Below are 14,713 nucleotides of genomic sequence, written 5' to 3' on the forward strand. Positions count from 1 at the left end.
CAGGCGTGCGGTGACTTCACATGGCGGTGATGCGGAAGTGCGTGAACATGCCCGCGCCGGCATGCCCCGGCCCGTCCTCGGGCGCGAGGGCGAACAGGCCGAGCAGGGCGCCGACCCACCGCCAGGGGGTGGCGGCGAAGACCTGCCCGGAGGGACGCGGGCCGTCGCCGACGTCGTGGAAGAAACGGCAGCGCGCCCCGGATCCGATCTCGATCCGCAGCAGCGCCCGCCCCTCGGGTGCCGGCCGCGGATGATCGGCGTCCCGCTCCTGCTCGGCCACCCCCTCGGCGAACCGGTGCACGAGCTGGACGGTCCCGTCGGCCGCCCGCTGCAACCCGATCCAGCTGAACGCGTCCCCGAGCACCGCGAGCCCGGCCCGTGCCCCCGGCTCCTCGCTGTCGAGCCGCAGTTCCACCTCGACGACGGCCGGCCTTCCGGGCAGCCGCTGGGTGAGGATGCTCGGCAGTCTGCGCAGGTCGTGCGCGTCGGCCGAGCGGACACAGGTCAGCCGTAGCCCGTCGCCGGAGTGCTGGGTGGCCCAGCCGTCCTGGGGGTTGGCCGCCCACTGCCACTGGCGGCCGTACCGCCCGCCGGGGAAGTCGTCGTCGGTGGCGGGCGCGGCCGGCGGCTGCGGTGGCAGATCGGGCCGTTCGTGTACGGCGACGGGGGCGCCGTCGGCCCCGAGCACCGGCCAGCCGTCGGCCCCCCAGCGCATCGGCTGGAGGTGCACCACCCGGCCGTAGGCGCCGCGCTGCTGGAAGTGCACGAACCAGTCCTCGCCGGACGGGGTGCGCACCCAGCCGCCCTGGTGCGGTCCGTTGACGTCGGTGTCCTTCTGCTCGAGGACGACCTTCTCCTCGTACGGCCCGAAGAACCCGCGTGAGCGGAAGGCGCCCTGCCAGCCGGTCTCCACTCCCCCGGCGGGCGCCAGGATCCAGAACCAGCCGTCGTGCCGGTAGAGCTTGGGCCCTTCGAGGGTGAACCAGCCGGGGATGCGGTCGCCGTCGACGATCACCTTGCCCTCGTCGAGGAGGGAGGTCGCGTCGGGGTGCATACGGTGGCCGGTGAGACGGTTCTTGATCCCGGAGCGGGACCTGGCCCAGGCGTGCACGAGGTAGGCCTCGCCCGTTTCGTCGTCCCACAGGGGGCAGGGGTCGATCAGGCCCTTGCCCGCCTTCAGGAGGTGCGGGCGGGTCCAGGGGCCGCGTATCTCCGGGGCGTTGATCTGGTAGATGCCCTGGTCGGGGTCGCCCCAGAAGATCCAGAAGCGGTCGTCGTGATGGCGCAGGGACGGTGCCCAGACGCCGCAGTCGTGCCGGGGCGTGGCGAACGCGTCCGCCGGTTCCAGGCGGTCCAGGGCGTGTCCGACCAGCGTCCAGTTGACCAGGTCGCGGGAGTGCAGCAGGGGAAGGCCGGGGACGCGGCCGAAGCTGGAGGCGGTGAGGTAGAAGTCGTCGCCGACGCGGATGACGTCCGGGTCGGACCAGTCGGCGTCGAGGATCGGGTTGCGGTAGGTGAGGTCGGTCTGCTGTGCGGTCACTGGGTCACCGCCTTCCGGGTCAGGGCCGCGGCCTCGTCCCGGCCGAGCCGGCCGTCGGCGACGACGGTGACGATCCGGCGGACGACGGTGTCGCCGGGCGGGATCGGCAGCCGCTCGTCGTGGGCGAGCGAGGAGCCGACGCCGGGGTATTCGGCGGTGCGGACGAACCAGGGGTCCCGGCGGGTGGCCTCGGTGGCGCCGGCGAAGACCAGCGTCCAGCTTCCCCCACTCTCGGCTCCGCTCGAGCGGGGGGACCCCCATCCCGCGAGGGCCAGCCAGTCGGCGCGGGTGCCGTGCACCTGCTCCTCGCCCTCGCTGCCCGGAGTGAAGACGTCCGGCACCGATGCCTCCTTGCGGGCGCGCCAGAAGAAGCCGCCGTAGGCCGCTCCGGGGCGCCCGTTGGTGGCGGGACTGCCGATCGACAGCGGGCCGGAGGTGATGTTGGTGAGGGCGAAGGTGAAGTCCAACGCCCAGGCGGTATCGGTGAGTTCGGTAGCGGCGACCGTACGGCGCTCGCGCAGCACCTCGGCTCCCGCGGCCACCCAGCGCAGTTCCTCGACGAATCCGTCGGGATCGCGGAGCTGGAAGGCGACGTGCCGCTGGGCGCCGTGGTTGTCGAACTCGGTCGGGCCCCGGTCGCGGACATAGGTGCGCCCGCCCCAGAAGTTGTGCCCCTCGACGTCGGGAACGGCGACACCGACGCCGAGGTGGTGCAGGTGGTCGGCGGGGCTCAGCTCGGTGACCGTCGTGCCGGCCAGGGTGGTGACGGGGTGCAGGTACGGGCGCGGGGAGAGCCGGTCCGGGAGTTCGGGCCGGGTGACGTACCGGCCGACCGGGCGGCCCGCGACGCGCAGGACCGGGGAGTCGTGGGTCGTCATCGGGTGCTCACCTCCTTGTGGTCGTTCCGCAGCGCGTTCCCGGGCGCCCAGGGAGCGCCCAGCTCCGAGTAGAGGGCCAGGGTGTCGGCGGCGGCCGCGACGAGTCCGTCGACGCCGGGCACCACCCGTCGGTGCTCGCCGGGGAGGAGATGCCAGGCGGAGTCGGGCAGCGGGGCCGGGTCCGGGGCCTGCCGGATCGCCTCCACGACCCGCATGAAGGCGCCCGTCGTGTCCGGCGGGACCAGCAGGTCGGCGCCGGTGGTGAGGTGCTCGACCAGGTTCTCCAGGAGGTCGGTGCGGCCGTGATCGAACTCCTCGGGGCCGTGGTCCGCCCGCTGGAGCAGGACGCGGTCCTGCTTGTACCAGAAGGTGATCCGGCCCTGGCTGCCGTGCACCAGCACGTACGGCTCGTCGGGCCGCTCGGCGCACAGGGTGGCGGCAACGGTGACCGGGCGGCCCTCGGTGGTGGTGACGCGGACGCAGGAGGTGTCGTCGGCCTCGATGGCGTTGGCCCGCCACAGCTCGGTCTCGATGGCGGTGACGTCCTCGGCGCGGGTGGCGCCGCTGAGGGCGAGCGCGGTGGCCACGGCGTGCGCGAGCGGGTTGGTGAGCGCCCCGTCGATCACGTCGACGCCGTTCATCCTGCGCCGGCCCGCCCACGGCGCCCGCCGGTAGTACGCCTCGTCGCGCCCCCAGGCGCCGGCCCCGCCGACCCCGGCCACCTCGCCGATCGCACCGTCGGCGATCAGCTCCCGGATCGCGGGCACGGCGTGCGAACCCAGCGACTGGAAGCCGATCTGACAGGCGACGCCCGCCTCGGCGATCCCGTCGGCCATCCGGCGGAACTCGGCGTACGACGGCGCCGGCGGTTTCTCCAGCAGGAGGTGGACGCCGCTGCGCGCGGCCGTCAGCGCAAGGTCGGTGTGCGTGGGGATCGGCGTGCAGATGACGGCGACGCGGGCGCCGGTGGAGTCGAGCAGCGCGTCGAAGTCGGCGGACTGCGCCGGGAGTTCACCGCCGAACTCCTCCTCGGTGAGGGGGGTCAGCTCACAGATGCCCGCCAGGCGGACGAGACCCCGGTCCTGGAGCCGGCGGATGTTCTGCACGTGCCAGCGGCCGTGCCCTCGGGCGCCCGCGAGTACCACGGGCAGTGGTGTGGTCATGGGATCCTCCGCGCGCCCGCTCATCACCCCTTCACCGCCCCCGCGCTGAACCCGGTGATCAGCCACTTCTGGATGAAGGCGAACACGAGCACCACCGGGACGGCGGCGATGATGCCGCCCGCCGCGAGGGCGCCCAGGTCGACGCTGTCCGCGCTCATCAGGGTGTTCAGGCCGACCGGGATGGTCTGCTTCTGCTGGTTGTTGAGGAACATCAGGGCGAACAGGAAGTGGTTCCAGGAGTGCACGAAGGCGAAGGAACCGACCGCGATCAGCCCGGGGCGCAGCAGCGGCAGGACGACGACCCGGAAGGCGGTCATGCGGTTGCAGCCGTCGACCCAGGCCGCCTCCTCCAGGGAGTACGGCACGTTCTTGATGAAGTTGCTGATGAGGATCATCGACAACGGCAGCTGGAAGACCGTCTCGGCGAGGATGACGCTGCCGAGCGAGTTGATCATCTGCAGTTCGGCGAAGATCTCGAACAGCGGGACCAGCAGCAGCGCGCCCGGCACGAACTGGGAGCAGAGCAGGGCGAGCATGAAGGCCCGCTTGATGCGGAAGTCGAACCGGGCGAGCGCATAGCCGCCGGCCAGGGCGACGACGGTCGTCAGGAAGAGGGTGGCGAGACCGACGAGCACGCTGTTCTGGAAGTAGGTGCCGAAGCTTCGCTCCGTCCAGACCTTCTCGAAGTGGTCGAAGGTCATCGGCCAGGGGACCAGGGAGGTGGAGCCGGCCGGGCGCAGGGCGAAGAGCAGGATCCAGTAGAAGGGGATGAGGGTGAAGAGCAGGTAGATCGACAGCGGCAGGTAGATCTGCCAGCGCGGGGCCTCGTCCCAGGCGCGGCGCTTCTTCGCCGGACGCTGCGGCTCGCGCACCGTGCGCCGGGGCGCGGGCGCGACCATGGTGGCCTCCTTGGTGGTGCTCACTTGTCCTCACCTCCGAACTTGCTCAGCCGCAGATAGACGATCGAGCAGAAGAGCAGGATCACGAACGCGACCGTGGTCAGGGCCGACGCGTAGCCGAAGTTGTGGGCGTCGACGCTGGTGTTGGCGATGTACAGCGGGAGTGTCGTGGTCTCGCCGGCCGGTCCGCCGCCGGTGAGGGTGTACAGCAGGTCGACGTTGTTGAACTCCCACACCGCACGCAGCAGCGTCGACAGGACGATGGCGTCCTTCAGGTGCGGCAGGGTGATGTGCCAGAACTGCTTGAGCCGGCTCGCCCCGTCGACCTCGGCGGCCTCGTACAGGTCCTTCGAGACGGACTGGAGGTCGGCGAGGATGAGGATCGCGAAGAACGGCACGCCGCGCCACAGGTCGGCGACGATCGCCGCCGGGAACACGGTGGAGGTGTCCGACAGCCAGCTGGTGCCGTACGAGCCGATGCCCATGTCGGCGAGGTAACGGGTGATGCCGGTCTGGGAGTTGTAGAGCAGCACCCAGATCGCGGAGGTCAGCACGCCGGAGACGGCCCACGGGGAGAAGACCATCGCCCGGCCGAGGGCCCGGCCCACGAACGTCTGGTTGACGATGAGGGCCAGCGCCAGACCGAACAGCAGCTGGAGTCCGACCTCCACGACGACCCACTTGGCGCTGAAGATCAGCGTGTCCCAGAAGAGCGGGTCCTCGGTGAAGGCGTGGACGAAGTTGTCGAAGCCCGCGAAACCGTTCCGCCATGGCTTGGTGGGGTTGTAGTCCTGCAGGCTGTAGTAGAAGACGCTGAGCACCGGGTAGGCGATGAAGCCCAGCATCAGCAGGGCCGCCGGGGCGATCAGCAGGTACGGCAGCCTGCGTGGCGTGGCGGAGGCACGGCGCCGCCTCGGTGGCGCGGGCGGTTTCGCCACGGCTGCGGCTTGGGCCATGACTGTTCTCCGTTCTCGTACGTCGCGCGGGAAGCGCTTTCTCGAAGTGCAGGGTGATGCGAGGTCGTGCTGCTGCGGGTCAGCCGGCGTACGGGTCCTGCACCTTTCCCGGCCGCGCCAGGAACTCGAAGTCGCAGCCGGTGTTCGCCTGGGTGATCTGTTCGTTGTAGAGGGCGCCGTAGCCCCGCTCGTAGCGCACGGGCGGCGGCGTCCATTCCGCCCTCCGACGCTCCAACTCCTCGTCGTCCACGTTGAGTCGGAGTGTCCGCTCCTCGACGTCGAGGGTGATGCTGTCCCCGGTCCGGACGAGCGCCAGCGGTCCGCCGATGTACGACTCGGGCGCCACGTGCAGCACACACGCGCCGTAGCTCGTGCCGCTCATCCGGGCGTCGGAGATCCGCACCATGTCCCGTACGCCCTGCTTCAGCAGGTGGTCGGGGAGCGGCAGCATGCCGTACTCGGGCATGCCCGGGCCGCCCTTGGGTCCGGCGTTACACAGCACCAGCACGCTGTCGGCGGTGATGTTCAGCGACGGGTCGTTGATGGTGCGCTGCATCGTCCGGTAGTCGTCGAAGACGACCGCGGGGCCGGTGTGCTTGAGCAGGTGCGGCTCGGCGGCGATGTGCTTGATGACGGCGCCGTCCGGGCAGAGGTTGCCGCGCAGGACGGCGACCCCGCCCTCGCTCGCGACCGGGTTGTCGCGGGGCCGGATGACGTCGTCGTTGTGCACCTGCGCGCCGGCGATCTGCTCGCGCAGGGTGTCGTACGACACCGTCGGCCGGTCCAGGTGGAGCAGGTCCGGGATCCGGGACAGGAACCCGGGCAGGCCGCCGGCGAAGTGGAAGTCCTCCATGAGGTACGTCCGTCCGCCCGGCCGTACGTTGGCCAGCACCGGGACGGTGCGGGCGATCCGGTCGAAGTCGTCCAGCGTGAGCCGGACCCCGGCCCGGCCGGCCATGGCGATGAGGTGGATGACGGCGTTGGTGGAGCCGCCGAGGCCGAGGACGGTCGTCACCGCGTCCTCGAAGGCCTCCCGGGTGAGGATCTCGCTCAGCTTCCGGTCGCGGTGGACCAGTTCGACGGCGACCAGGCCGGCCTTGGCGGCCATCCGGTCGTGCCCGGAGTCGACGGCCGGGATGCTGGACGCGCCCGGCACGGTCACGCCGAGCGCCTCGGCGGCGGCGGTCAGGGTGGACGCCGTACCCATCGTCATGCAGTGACCGGGCGAGCGTGCCAGGCCGCTTTCCAGTTCCTGCATCTCGCAGTCGCCGATGAGGCCGGCGCGCTTGTCGTCCCAGTACTTCCACATGTCGGTGCCGGAGCCGAGAACCTCGTTGCGCCAGTGGCCCGGCAGCATGGGCCCGGCGGGCACGAAGACGGCCGGCAGGTCGGCACTGGCCGCCCCCATGAGGAGGGCGGGCGTCGACTTGTCGCAACCGCCCATCAGCACGGCCCCGTCGACGGGGTACGACCGCAGCAGCTCCTCGGTCTCCATCGCGAGCAGGTTGCGGTAGAGCATCGGGGTCGGCTTCTGGAAGGTCTCGCTGAGCGTGGAGACCGGGAACTCCAGCGGGAAGCCGCCCGCCTGCCACACGCCCCGCTTCACTGCCTGGGCGCGGTCGCGCAGATGGACGTGGCAGGGGTTGATGTCGGACCAGGTGTTGAGGATCGCGATGACGGGCTTGCCCAGGTGTTCCTCGGGCAGGTAGCCGAGCTGGCGGGTGCGGGCCCGGTGACTGAAGGAGCGCAGTCCGTCGGTCCCGTACCACTGATGACTTCTGAGCTCCTCGGGGCGCTTCCGGTCGGTCATATGGACCATCCGGCGGCGATGGCGGCGACCTCGGCGCGCTCGCTCTCGGGCAGCGGTCTGCTGGGCGGGCGGACCTCGCGGCGGCACAGCCCGAGCGAGGCGAGGGCCTCCTTGACGACCGTGACGTTGTTGGCGGAGCCGTTGGCGGCGCGCAGCTCCTCGAAGCGGCGAATCTGCTCCCAGACCTTCATGGCGGCGGGGTAGTCGCCGGATCGAAGCGCTTCGATCATGTTCAGCGAAACGGACGGGGCGACGTTCACGAGTCCCGAGGTGAAGCCGGTGGCGCCCGCGGAGAAGTACGAGGGGGCGTACGGCTCGGCGAGGCCGGCCACCCACACGAACCGCTCCAGGCCGGCGTCGCGGGCGAAGGCGGCGAACCGGGCGGCGTCCGGGACGGCGTACTTGACGCCGATCACGTTCGGGCAGGCGTCGGCCAGCTCGGCGAGGCGGGCGCCGGTGAGCTGGCCGTTGCGGAGGTACGGGACGACGCCCAGCTCGGGCACGGCCTCGGCGATGGCCCGGTGGTAGTCGACCCAGCCGCTCTGCGAGACGTACGGATGGACGGGCTGATGGACCATCACCATCTGGGCGCCGAGTTCACGGGCGTGCCGGGCGGAGGCGACGGCGGTCGGTACGTCGTGGCCGACGCCGACCAGGATCACGGCGCGGTCGCCGGCCTCGTCGATGGTCAGCTCGGTGACCAGCTGCCGTTCCTGCGGGGTGAGGGCGTAGAACTCGCCGGTGTTCCCGTTGGGGGTGAGGGTCCTGATCCCACCGTCGAGCAGACGACGCAGCAGGGCCCGGTGGGCGCCGGCGTCGACGGAGCCGTCCTCGGCGAACGGTGTCACCGGGATCGCCACCACGTCGGCCAGGGCCGCCCGCTGGGTCTCGAACGTCGTTGTCATTCCTGACCGTCCTCTCCCTGGGCCTCGGTCCCCGCGTCCGGGAAGGCCCGCTCGACGAACGACGCGATGTGCGCGTGGAGGGCGCGCGCGGCGCCGTCGGCGTCGCCGTCCAGCGCGAGCCGCAGGATCTCGCGGTGCTCCTGGGCCTCCCGGTCCCAGGAGGGGTCGGCGGCCCAGGCCACGGCGGAGACGAGGGCCGCCTGGTCGCGGACCTCGTCCAGCATCCGGCCGAGCAGCGGGTTGCCGCACGGCACGTACAGGGCGCGGTGGAACTCCCGGTTGGCCAGCGAGCGTTCGGCGGTGTCCGTGGCGTCGTCGGCCCTGGTCAGCGCCGACCGTGCGGCGTCCAGGGAGGCCCCGCGCCGTACGGAGCGCCGCAGCGCCTCCGGCTCGAGCAGCAGCCGCACGTCGTAGACCTCGCGCGCCATGTCCGCATCCACCATGCGCACGGTGACGCCCTTGTACTGGCTCATCACCACCAGTCCGGTCCCGGCCAGGGTCTTGAGCGCCTCACGCACCGGGGTCTTCGAAACCCCGAACTGTGCGGCGAGTTCGGTCTCCACCAAGGCCTGACCGGGCGTCAACTGCCCGGTGAGGATGCGGCGTTTGATCTCCTCCAGCACGTACTGCGTGCGGGAGGGGATCGGCGTGGGCACAGAGGTCATGCGCGCCTCTCGGATCTCGCGTATGGGATCTCGCGTATCGCGTCTCATATATGACGTACGAAGTACGACGCGTTGAAGGTAGGAGCGGCCCTGTGTTTCGTCAATGCTTCTGACAAAGGAAGTCGAGGTTGCCGTCAGGCGCGCCGGAGGTCGCCCTCGCGTGCGGTGGCGGTGGGCCCGCCGAAGGCCGCCGCGGCACGGGCGGTCGCCGATTCGGGGGTGAGGGTGGGTCTGACGTGCGTGACGAGCAGCTCCCGTGCGCCTGCCGTGCGGGCGGTCGCGCCGGCGTCCTCGGGCGTCAGATGGACCTGTTCGCCTTCGCGATGCGCGTCGATGTCGGCCTCGCACAGGAACAGGTCGGCGTCCCGGGCCAGTTCGGTGAGGGCGGTGCAGGGTCCACTGTCGCCGGAGTACGCCAGCACGCTCCCCGCGCACTCGGCGCGCAGCCCGTACGCCTCGGTGTCATGGACGACGGCCCGGGCGGTCAGAAGCAGCTCGCCGTGCCGGGCCGTATGGCCGTCGTACAGCGGCCGGAAGTCGAGAATGCCGCGCAGGAAGGCCACGTCCGGCCGGCCGAGGAACCCCGCCAGGCGCCCGGGGCAGTCCGCCGGGGCGTACACCGGGATGGGCGTCGGCGGGGTGAGACCGCCGAAGGCGAACGCGTAGACCGCGGACAGCAGGTCGGCGCTGTGGTCGGCGTGCAGATGGGAGATCCAGATCGCCGTCAGCCGTGCGGGATCGGTGTGCCGCTGCAATTCCGCGAAGGTTCCGGGCCCGGCGTCCACCCACACCTCGGCGCCTGAGCCGCGCAGCAGATACCCGGAACACGGACGATCCGGCTGCGGGTGCGGGGAGGCGGTGCCGAGGACGGTGAGGGTGAGGGGCATGCGGGGAGCGTACGTTCAGTCTCCCGCGCCCCGCCCGCGCGTCACGGCTTCCAGTCCGGCTCCCTCCCGCTCAGCCCCACCGCGCGGTCCAGCAGCGGTGCGTCGGCCGGGACGGAAACGACGGGGCCGAAGATGCCGCCGCCGCGGTCGTCCTCGTCGGCCGCCGCGCGCAGGAAGTCGTACGACACCTGCAGGGCGGCCGGGTCGGGGGCGTACTCCTGGCCGGTGGCCCGCGCGAGGTCCCAGCCGTGGATCACCAGCTCGTCGACGGCGACGGCGCCCGCGACGGCGCCGGGCAGGTCCACGCCGCCCGCGCGGGTCATGCCGGTCCAGGCGGCCGGGTCGCGCCATGCGTCGGCGAGCTCGTCCAGGACCTTGGGCAGCTCCTGGCGCCAGCCGGGCCCGATGTCCGGGACGACCGCCTCCGGGCTGGTGTCGGTGGTGACGCCGAGGTGCTTTCGGCCGGCGTCACGGAAGGCCACGGAGAGCCCCGTCAGGTGCCCCAGCAGGTTGCGCACCGCCAGCTCCGGGCACGGTGTCCTGTCGGACAACTGCTCGTCACGCACGCCGCCCGCGAGGCGGGCGATGATCCGGGTCTGCGGTCCGAGGTCGAGGGTGGTCAGGTCGGTCATCAGCTGTCTCCTCAGTGGTGCGTCCAAGGAGGTAGACCGAGGCCCGCCCCGAAACTCATCGCCTGCGCGCACGCCCTTCCGCGGCACCTCCCCGATCCCCTCCCCCGCTCCTCAGGCCGACGAGAGCGCCGCCCGCACGGACCTCAGGTCGCCGTCCGACGCCAGCCCGGCGTGATAGAGCCGCAGTTCCGTGGCACCGAGGTCCCGCGCGCGTGCGGCGTCCGCGGCCAGGGTGCCGGGGCGGCCGCCCATCCCGGAGACCACGGTGAAGTTGGCGGCGAGCACGGCACCCTCGCGCCGCTGCTCGGCGAACGGCGTCAGCAGACCCGCGCCGCCCGTGCAGGGCACGACCACACCGTCGGCCACGGACAGAATGTGCGCGGGGTCCACACCCGCGTTGGCGCCGCAGTGGTACGACACCGGGTCGGCGTGCAGGAGGACCTGGAAGCCGTCGGGCGCCGCGGCGCGGACCGCGGTGACGGCCGCCTCCTGGAGCGTGCGGGCGGTTTCGTCCCGCCACGCGCGCGTGCCGGCCGCTTTTGTCTCCCCGAGGAGTTTCCCGACCCCCGGCCAGCCCCCGTCGGAGGGCGCCCCCTGCCACACCGGTTCGAGCGCGGTGCGTACGGCGTCCGCCAGCTCGTCGGGGTCCAGGCCCTGTGCGCCGTAGCCGGCCCGGCAGGCGGGGCAGAAGCACAGCGACATCAGGTACTGACCGGCGTCCCCGAGGCCGACCCCGGCGGTCTTGTCATGGGCGTGCAGATGCGCCAGCCCGTACCAGCCGAGGGACTCCAGCTCCGTGCCGCGCGCGCCGGGGCGTACGGCGGCCTCCGCGGCCAGATCCACGAGGTACGCGCGCGTGGCGGGCTGGGCGATGCACGGCGCCCAGGGGTAGCGGTCGCCGTAGGCGTTGACGACCGAGGTGTCCGGATGCTCGGCGCCCAGGCGGGAGTTGTGCGCGAGCACCACCCAGGTGTGCACCTGAAGTCCTGCGCCGGCGAGCTGCTCCGCCGCTTCCCCGTAGGCGTCGCCGGGCGCCCAGTCACCGGCCGGGTACGGGCGCAGGGTCCGGCCCTCCCAGCGGGCGTCCGTGGGGTAGAGCACGGCGGCATGCTCGGCCGTGACGATGCGGTGGCGCGGGTGGCGGGGCGTGACGGCGCGGGTGGAGTGATAGGCCGCGGCGAGCGTCACCTGTGCCACGCCGAGCGCGGCGATCCGCGCCGGTGCCTCTGGGTCCCCGTTGACGTCCCAGGGGTAGACGAACGCCGACGTCTTCACATGTCCTCCTCGAGCAGCGCGTACCCGCGCTCGATCACCTGAGCGAGCTGCTTGACATGATCCTCGCTCGGCTCGTGCAGCGGCGGCCGTACCTCCCCCACGTCGAGCCCGCGCAGCCGTACGCCCGCCTTGACAAGGGAGACGGCGTAGCCGCGGCCCCGGGCGCGCAGTTCGACGAACGGCCGGTAGAAGCCGTCGAGCAGGCGGCGCACGGTGGCGTCGTCGCCGGTCTCGAGCGCCCGGTGGAAGGCGAGGGCGATCTCCGGGGCGAAGCAGAACGCGGCCGAGGAGTAGAGGGTGATGCCGATGCCGCGGTAGGCGAGCTGGGTCTGCTCGGCGGTCGGCAGTCCGTTGAAGTAGAGGAAGTCGCCGGGGGCCTCGGTGCGCACGGCGCTGACGATGCGCTGCATCAGGTCCAGGTCGCCGAGGCCGTCCTTGAGTCCGATGATCCCGTCCGTGCGGGCCAGTCCGACGACGGTCTCGGGTGTGAACACGGCGTTGTCGCGCTGGTAGACGACGACCGGCAGTGGGGTCGCCGCCGCGATCTCCCGGTAGTGCCGCAGCAGCCCCTCCTGCCCGGGGACGACGAGGTACGGCGGCATGGCGAGCAGCCCGTCCGCTCCCGCCCGGGCCGCGAGCCCCGCATACCGTACGGCGAGCGCGGTCCCGTACCCGGCGCCGGCCACGACCGGTACGCGTCCGGCGGACTCCGCCACGGCCGCTCGCAGGCACGCCTCGTACTCCTCCGGCGTGAGCGCATGGAACTCTCCGGTGCCGCAGCACGCGAAGACGGCGGCGGCTCCGGCCTCGATGCCGCGGCGGATGTGGGCACGGTAGGCGTCAAGGTTGACGCAGCCGTCGGGGCCGTAGGCGGTGACCGGGAAGAACAGCGGCCCGCTGGGGACGCTGAGGCGGGCGGCGAGCGGGGCTGACGTCACGGGCACTCCAAGGTCCACTGTCCAAGGCCCACATTCGTGTTCTGCGTCCACATTCCTGAACTCGCTCACGCTATGGCGGGCCCCCAGGAGGGGTCAAGCGTGCCAACCCCAACACACCAGCGGATTCCTCTCCTCCGCGGCACACTTGACGCACAACGGCCCGCTCCTTAGCGTGTCCACGCATGTGAATGCGGTATATGAATGCGGCCGTTCGATTCAAGGAGACCCGAGGATGCCCGCTCCCCGCACCGTTCTGCTCACCGGCGCCGCCGGCGGCCTCGGCACCCTGATGCGGGACCTGCTCCCCGGCCACGGCTACGCACTGCGCCTGCTCGACCTGCGCCCCGTCGAGGGCGCACCGGACGCCATCACCGCCGACCTCGCCGACAGGTCGGCCCTGCGCGAGGCCGTACGAGGCGTCGACGCGATCATCCACCTCGCGGGCATCTCCCTGGAAGCCCCCTTCGAGAAGATCCTCAAGGCGAACATCGAGGGCACCTACAACCTGTACGAGGCCGCCCGCGAGGAGGGCATCCGGCGCATCGTCTTCGCCTCCTCCAACCACGCGGTGGGCTACACCCCGCGCCCGCAGGGCGACACACCTCTTGATTCGAGCGCGCTCATCCCGGTCGACACCCCGCGCCGCCCGGACACCTTCTACGGCCTGTCCAAGTCCTTCGGTGAGGATCTTGCGCAGTTCTACTGGGACAAGCACGGCATGGAGACCGTCTCCGTGCGCATCGGCTCCTGCTTCCCGGAGCCGACCAGCGTGCGCATGCTGTCGGTCTGGATGAGCCCCGCCGACGGCGCCCGTCTCTTCCACGCGGCCCTGACCGCCGAGAACGTCGGCCACACCGTCGTCTACGGCTCCTCCGCCAACACCCGCCTGTGGTGGGACCTGTCCACCGCGCGGGCGCTCGGCTACGCACCGCAGGACGACTCCGAGCCGTACGCCGAGAAGCTAATCGCCGAACAGGGTGAGCTCGACCCGGACAACCCGGCCCACGCCTGCCTGGGCGGCCACTTCGTGAACGACCCACCGATCTGGCCGTACTGATCTCCCCGTACTGATCTCCTACTGACCGAAAGCCGACGACGGGCGGGCACCGAACGGGCCCGCCCGCCGTCGTGTTCGGGCGCGCGCCCCGCCCGATCTCACACCCCGTCCCGCAACGCCGCAGGTCCGAGGCGGGCACACACCGCGTCGAACGGGCACACACGGGCAGCATCGGGCCCGCATCAGACCTGGTCAGTGCCGCACACCCGCTGTAGAACTTCACCCAAGGGCCGCACCGGGCCCGAACGGGCAGCACAGCACCACTGAAGGCAGGTGTCGGCCATGAGCACGAGTTCGGCGGAGGAACGCCAGCGGGAGATCGTGCGGGTCGCGCGCGCCGCAGGGTCGGTCGACGTCACCGCGCTCGCCGGCCTCCTGGGCGTGGCCAAGGAGACCGTACGGCGGGATCTGCGCGCCCTGGAGGACCACGGTCTGGTCCGCCGTACGCACGGCGGCGCCTACCCCGTGGAGAGCGCCGGCTTCGAGACGACCCTCGCCTTCCGCGCCACCAGTCACGTCCCCGAGAAGCGCCGGATCGCGGCCGCCGCGGCCGAGCTGCTCGGGGACGCCGAGACGGTCTTCGTCGACGAGGGCTTCACCCCGCAGCTCATCGCCGAGGCACTCCCCAGGGACCGGCCGCTGACCGTGGTCACCGCGTCCCTGCCGGTCGCGGGCGCGCTCGCCGAGGACGAGGGCTTCTCGGTACTGCTGCTCGGCGGCCGGGTCCGCTCCGGCACGCTGGCCACCGTCGACCACTGGACGACGAAGATGCTCGCCGGCTTCGTCGTCGACCTCGCCTACATCGGCGCCAACGGCATCTCCCGGGAGCACGGCCTGACCACCCCCGACCCCGCCGTCAGCGAGGTCAAGGCGCAGGCGGTGCGGGCCGCGCGGCGCACGGTCTTCGCGGGCGTGCACACCAAGTTCGGGGCGGTCAGCTTCTGCCGGTTCGCGGAGGTCGGCGCCCTGGAGGCGATCGTCACGAGCACGCTGCTGCCGACGGCCGAAGCGCACCGCTACTCACTGCTCGGACCCCAGGTCATCCGCGTCTGAAAACCCAACTCATCCCCCTGTAGGGCACCTTCACGCCCGACAGTGCCCTTTATCT

At 71.8% G+C, this 14,713-nt stretch carries 14 protein-coding genes; 2 read left to right on the forward strand and 12 right to left on the reverse strand.

All coding sequences use genetic code 11. From position 1 onward, the window contains the following. Nucleotides 1-16 precede the first annotated feature (16 nt). From ACFV7R_RS00575 to ACFV7R_RS00630, 12 genes are all read right to left on the reverse strand, one after another. On the reverse strand, nucleotides 17-1,540 hold the full coding sequence (locus ACFV7R_RS00575) for a family 43 glycosylhydrolase (RefSeq protein WP_385258181.1): 1,524 nt from the start codon (nucleotides 1,538-1,540) through the stop codon (nucleotides 17-19). Continuing rightward, nucleotides 1,537-2,418, reverse strand: coding sequence for a PmoA family protein (locus ACFV7R_RS00580; RefSeq protein WP_385258184.1), 882 nt, complete (start codon nucleotides 2,416-2,418; stop codon nucleotides 1,537-1,539). The genes ACFV7R_RS00575 and ACFV7R_RS00580 overlap by 4 nt, the downstream gene beginning before the upstream one ends. Beyond that, nucleotides 2,415-3,605: a Gfo/Idh/MocA family protein gene (locus tag ACFV7R_RS00585; RefSeq protein WP_385258186.1), complete on the reverse strand. Its 1,191-nt coding sequence runs from the start codon at nucleotides 3,603-3,605 to the stop codon at nucleotides 2,415-2,417. Before ACFV7R_RS00585 ends, ACFV7R_RS00580 begins: the two co-directional genes overlap by 4 nt. Beyond that, complete coding sequence (locus tag ACFV7R_RS00590) at nucleotides 3,605-4,480, reverse strand: carbohydrate ABC transporter permease (protein WP_129797524.1); 876 nt, start codon at nucleotides 4,478-4,480, stop codon at nucleotides 3,605-3,607. The genes ACFV7R_RS00585 and ACFV7R_RS00590 overlap by 1 nt, the downstream gene beginning before the upstream one ends. Nucleotides 4,481-4,500: 20 nt before the next feature. Beyond that, nucleotides 4,501-5,436, reverse strand: a complete 936-nt coding sequence (locus ACFV7R_RS00595) for a carbohydrate ABC transporter permease (protein ID WP_224736891.1) — start codon at nucleotides 5,434-5,436, stop codon at nucleotides 4,501-4,503. A gap of 79 nt (nucleotides 5,437-5,515) precedes the next feature. Beyond that, on the reverse strand, nucleotides 5,516-7,246 hold the full coding sequence (gene araD / locus ACFV7R_RS00600) for an L-arabinonate dehydratase (RefSeq protein WP_385258188.1): 1,731 nt from the start codon (nucleotides 7,244-7,246) through the stop codon (nucleotides 5,516-5,518). After that, on the reverse strand, nucleotides 7,243-8,151 hold the full coding sequence (locus ACFV7R_RS00605; protein WP_385258190.1) for a dihydrodipicolinate synthase family protein: 909 nt from the start codon (nucleotides 8,149-8,151) through the stop codon (nucleotides 7,243-7,245). The genes araD and ACFV7R_RS00605 overlap by 4 nt, the downstream gene beginning before the upstream one ends. Beyond that, on the reverse strand, nucleotides 8,148-8,816 hold the full coding sequence (locus ACFV7R_RS00610) for a GntR family transcriptional regulator (RefSeq protein ID WP_129797229.1): 669 nt from the start codon (nucleotides 8,814-8,816) through the stop codon (nucleotides 8,148-8,150). The genes ACFV7R_RS00605 and ACFV7R_RS00610 overlap by 4 nt, the downstream gene beginning before the upstream one ends. Nucleotides 8,817-8,950: 134 nt before the next feature. Next, complete coding sequence (locus ACFV7R_RS00615; RefSeq protein ID WP_385258192.1) at nucleotides 8,951-9,703, reverse strand: MBL fold metallo-hydrolase; 753 nt, start codon at nucleotides 9,701-9,703, stop codon at nucleotides 8,951-8,953. Nucleotides 9,704-9,744: 41 nt separating this feature from the next. Then, nucleotides 9,745-10,335: a TIGR03086 family metal-binding protein gene (locus ACFV7R_RS00620; protein ID WP_385258195.1), complete on the reverse strand. Its 591-nt coding sequence runs from the start codon at nucleotides 10,333-10,335 to the stop codon at nucleotides 9,745-9,747. A 111-nt stretch (nucleotides 10,336-10,446) separates the two neighbouring features. Beyond that, nucleotides 10,447-11,610 carry a hypothetical protein gene (locus tag ACFV7R_RS00625; RefSeq protein WP_385258196.1) on the reverse strand — a complete coding sequence of 388 codons (1,164 nt, stop codon included), beginning with the start codon at nucleotides 11,608-11,610 and terminating at the stop codon, nucleotides 10,447-10,449. Next, nucleotides 11,607-12,548: a 5-dehydro-4-deoxyglucarate dehydratase gene (locus ACFV7R_RS00630; protein WP_385258199.1), complete on the reverse strand. Its 942-nt coding sequence runs from the start codon at nucleotides 12,546-12,548 to the stop codon at nucleotides 11,607-11,609. Before ACFV7R_RS00630 ends, ACFV7R_RS00625 begins: the two co-directional genes overlap by 4 nt. A gap of 232 nt (nucleotides 12,549-12,780) precedes the next feature. Between ACFV7R_RS00630 and ACFV7R_RS00635 the strand changes: the two genes are divergently transcribed. After that, nucleotides 12,781-13,605 carry an NAD-dependent epimerase/dehydratase family protein gene (locus ACFV7R_RS00635; protein ID WP_385258200.1) on the forward strand — a complete coding sequence of 275 codons (825 nt, stop codon included), beginning with the start codon at nucleotides 12,781-12,783 and terminating at the stop codon, nucleotides 13,603-13,605. Between the two features lie 282 nt (nucleotides 13,606-13,887). Beyond that, a complete protein-coding gene (locus ACFV7R_RS00640; RefSeq protein WP_385258202.1) occupies nucleotides 13,888-14,658 on the forward strand; it encodes a DeoR/GlpR family DNA-binding transcription regulator in 771 nt (256 codons plus the stop codon). Nucleotides 14,659-14,713 lie beyond the last annotated feature (55 nt).

It is taken from the genome of Streptomyces sp. NPDC059866 (assembly GCF_042731325.1).
GTDB classification, from domain to species: domain Bacteria; phylum Actinomycetota; class Actinomycetes; order Streptomycetales; family Streptomycetaceae; genus Streptomyces; species Streptomyces flavusporus.

What these genes read in the sequence shown, in the direction of transcription:
- ACFV7R_RS00640 (WP_385258202.1), top strand. Translation starts at nt 13,888, where the DNA reads ATGAGCACGAGTTCGGCGGAGGAACGCCAGCGGGAGATCGTGCGGGTC.
- ACFV7R_RS00635 (WP_385258200.1), top strand. Translation starts at nt 12,781, where the DNA reads ATGCCCGCTCCCCGCACCGTTCTGCTCACCGGCGCCGCCGGCGGCCTC.
- ACFV7R_RS00610 (WP_129797229.1), bottom strand. Translation starts at nt 8,816, where the DNA reads ATGACCTCTGTGCCCACGCCGATCCCCTCCCGCACGCAGTACGTGCTG.
- ACFV7R_RS00580 (WP_385258184.1), bottom strand. Translation starts at nt 2,418, where the DNA reads ATGACGACCCACGACTCCCCGGTCCTGCGCGTCGCGGGCCGCCCGGTC.
- ACFV7R_RS00585 (WP_385258186.1), bottom strand. Translation starts at nt 3,605, where the DNA reads ATGAGCGGGCGCGCGGAGGATCCCATGACCACACCACTGCCCGTGGTA.
- ACFV7R_RS00605 (WP_385258190.1), bottom strand. Translation starts at nt 8,151, where the DNA reads ATGACAACGACGTTCGAGACCCAGCGGGCGGCCCTGGCCGACGTGGTG.
- ACFV7R_RS00590 (WP_129797524.1), bottom strand. Translation starts at nt 4,480, where the DNA reads ATGGTCGCGCCCGCGCCCCGGCGCACGGTGCGCGAGCCGCAGCGTCCG.
- ACFV7R_RS00595 (WP_224736891.1), bottom strand. Translation starts at nt 5,436, where the DNA reads ATGGCCCAAGCCGCAGCCGTGGCGAAACCGCCCGCGCCACCGAGGCGG.
- ACFV7R_RS00615 (WP_385258192.1), bottom strand. Translation starts at nt 9,703, where the DNA reads ATGCCCCTCACCCTCACCGTCCTCGGCACCGCCTCCCCGCACCCGCAG.
- araD (WP_385258188.1), bottom strand. Translation starts at nt 7,246, where the DNA reads ATGACCGACCGGAAGCGCCCCGAGGAGCTCAGAAGTCATCAGTGGTAC.
- ACFV7R_RS00620 (WP_385258195.1), bottom strand. Translation starts at nt 10,335, where the DNA reads ATGACCGACCTGACCACCCTCGACCTCGGACCGCAGACCCGGATCATC.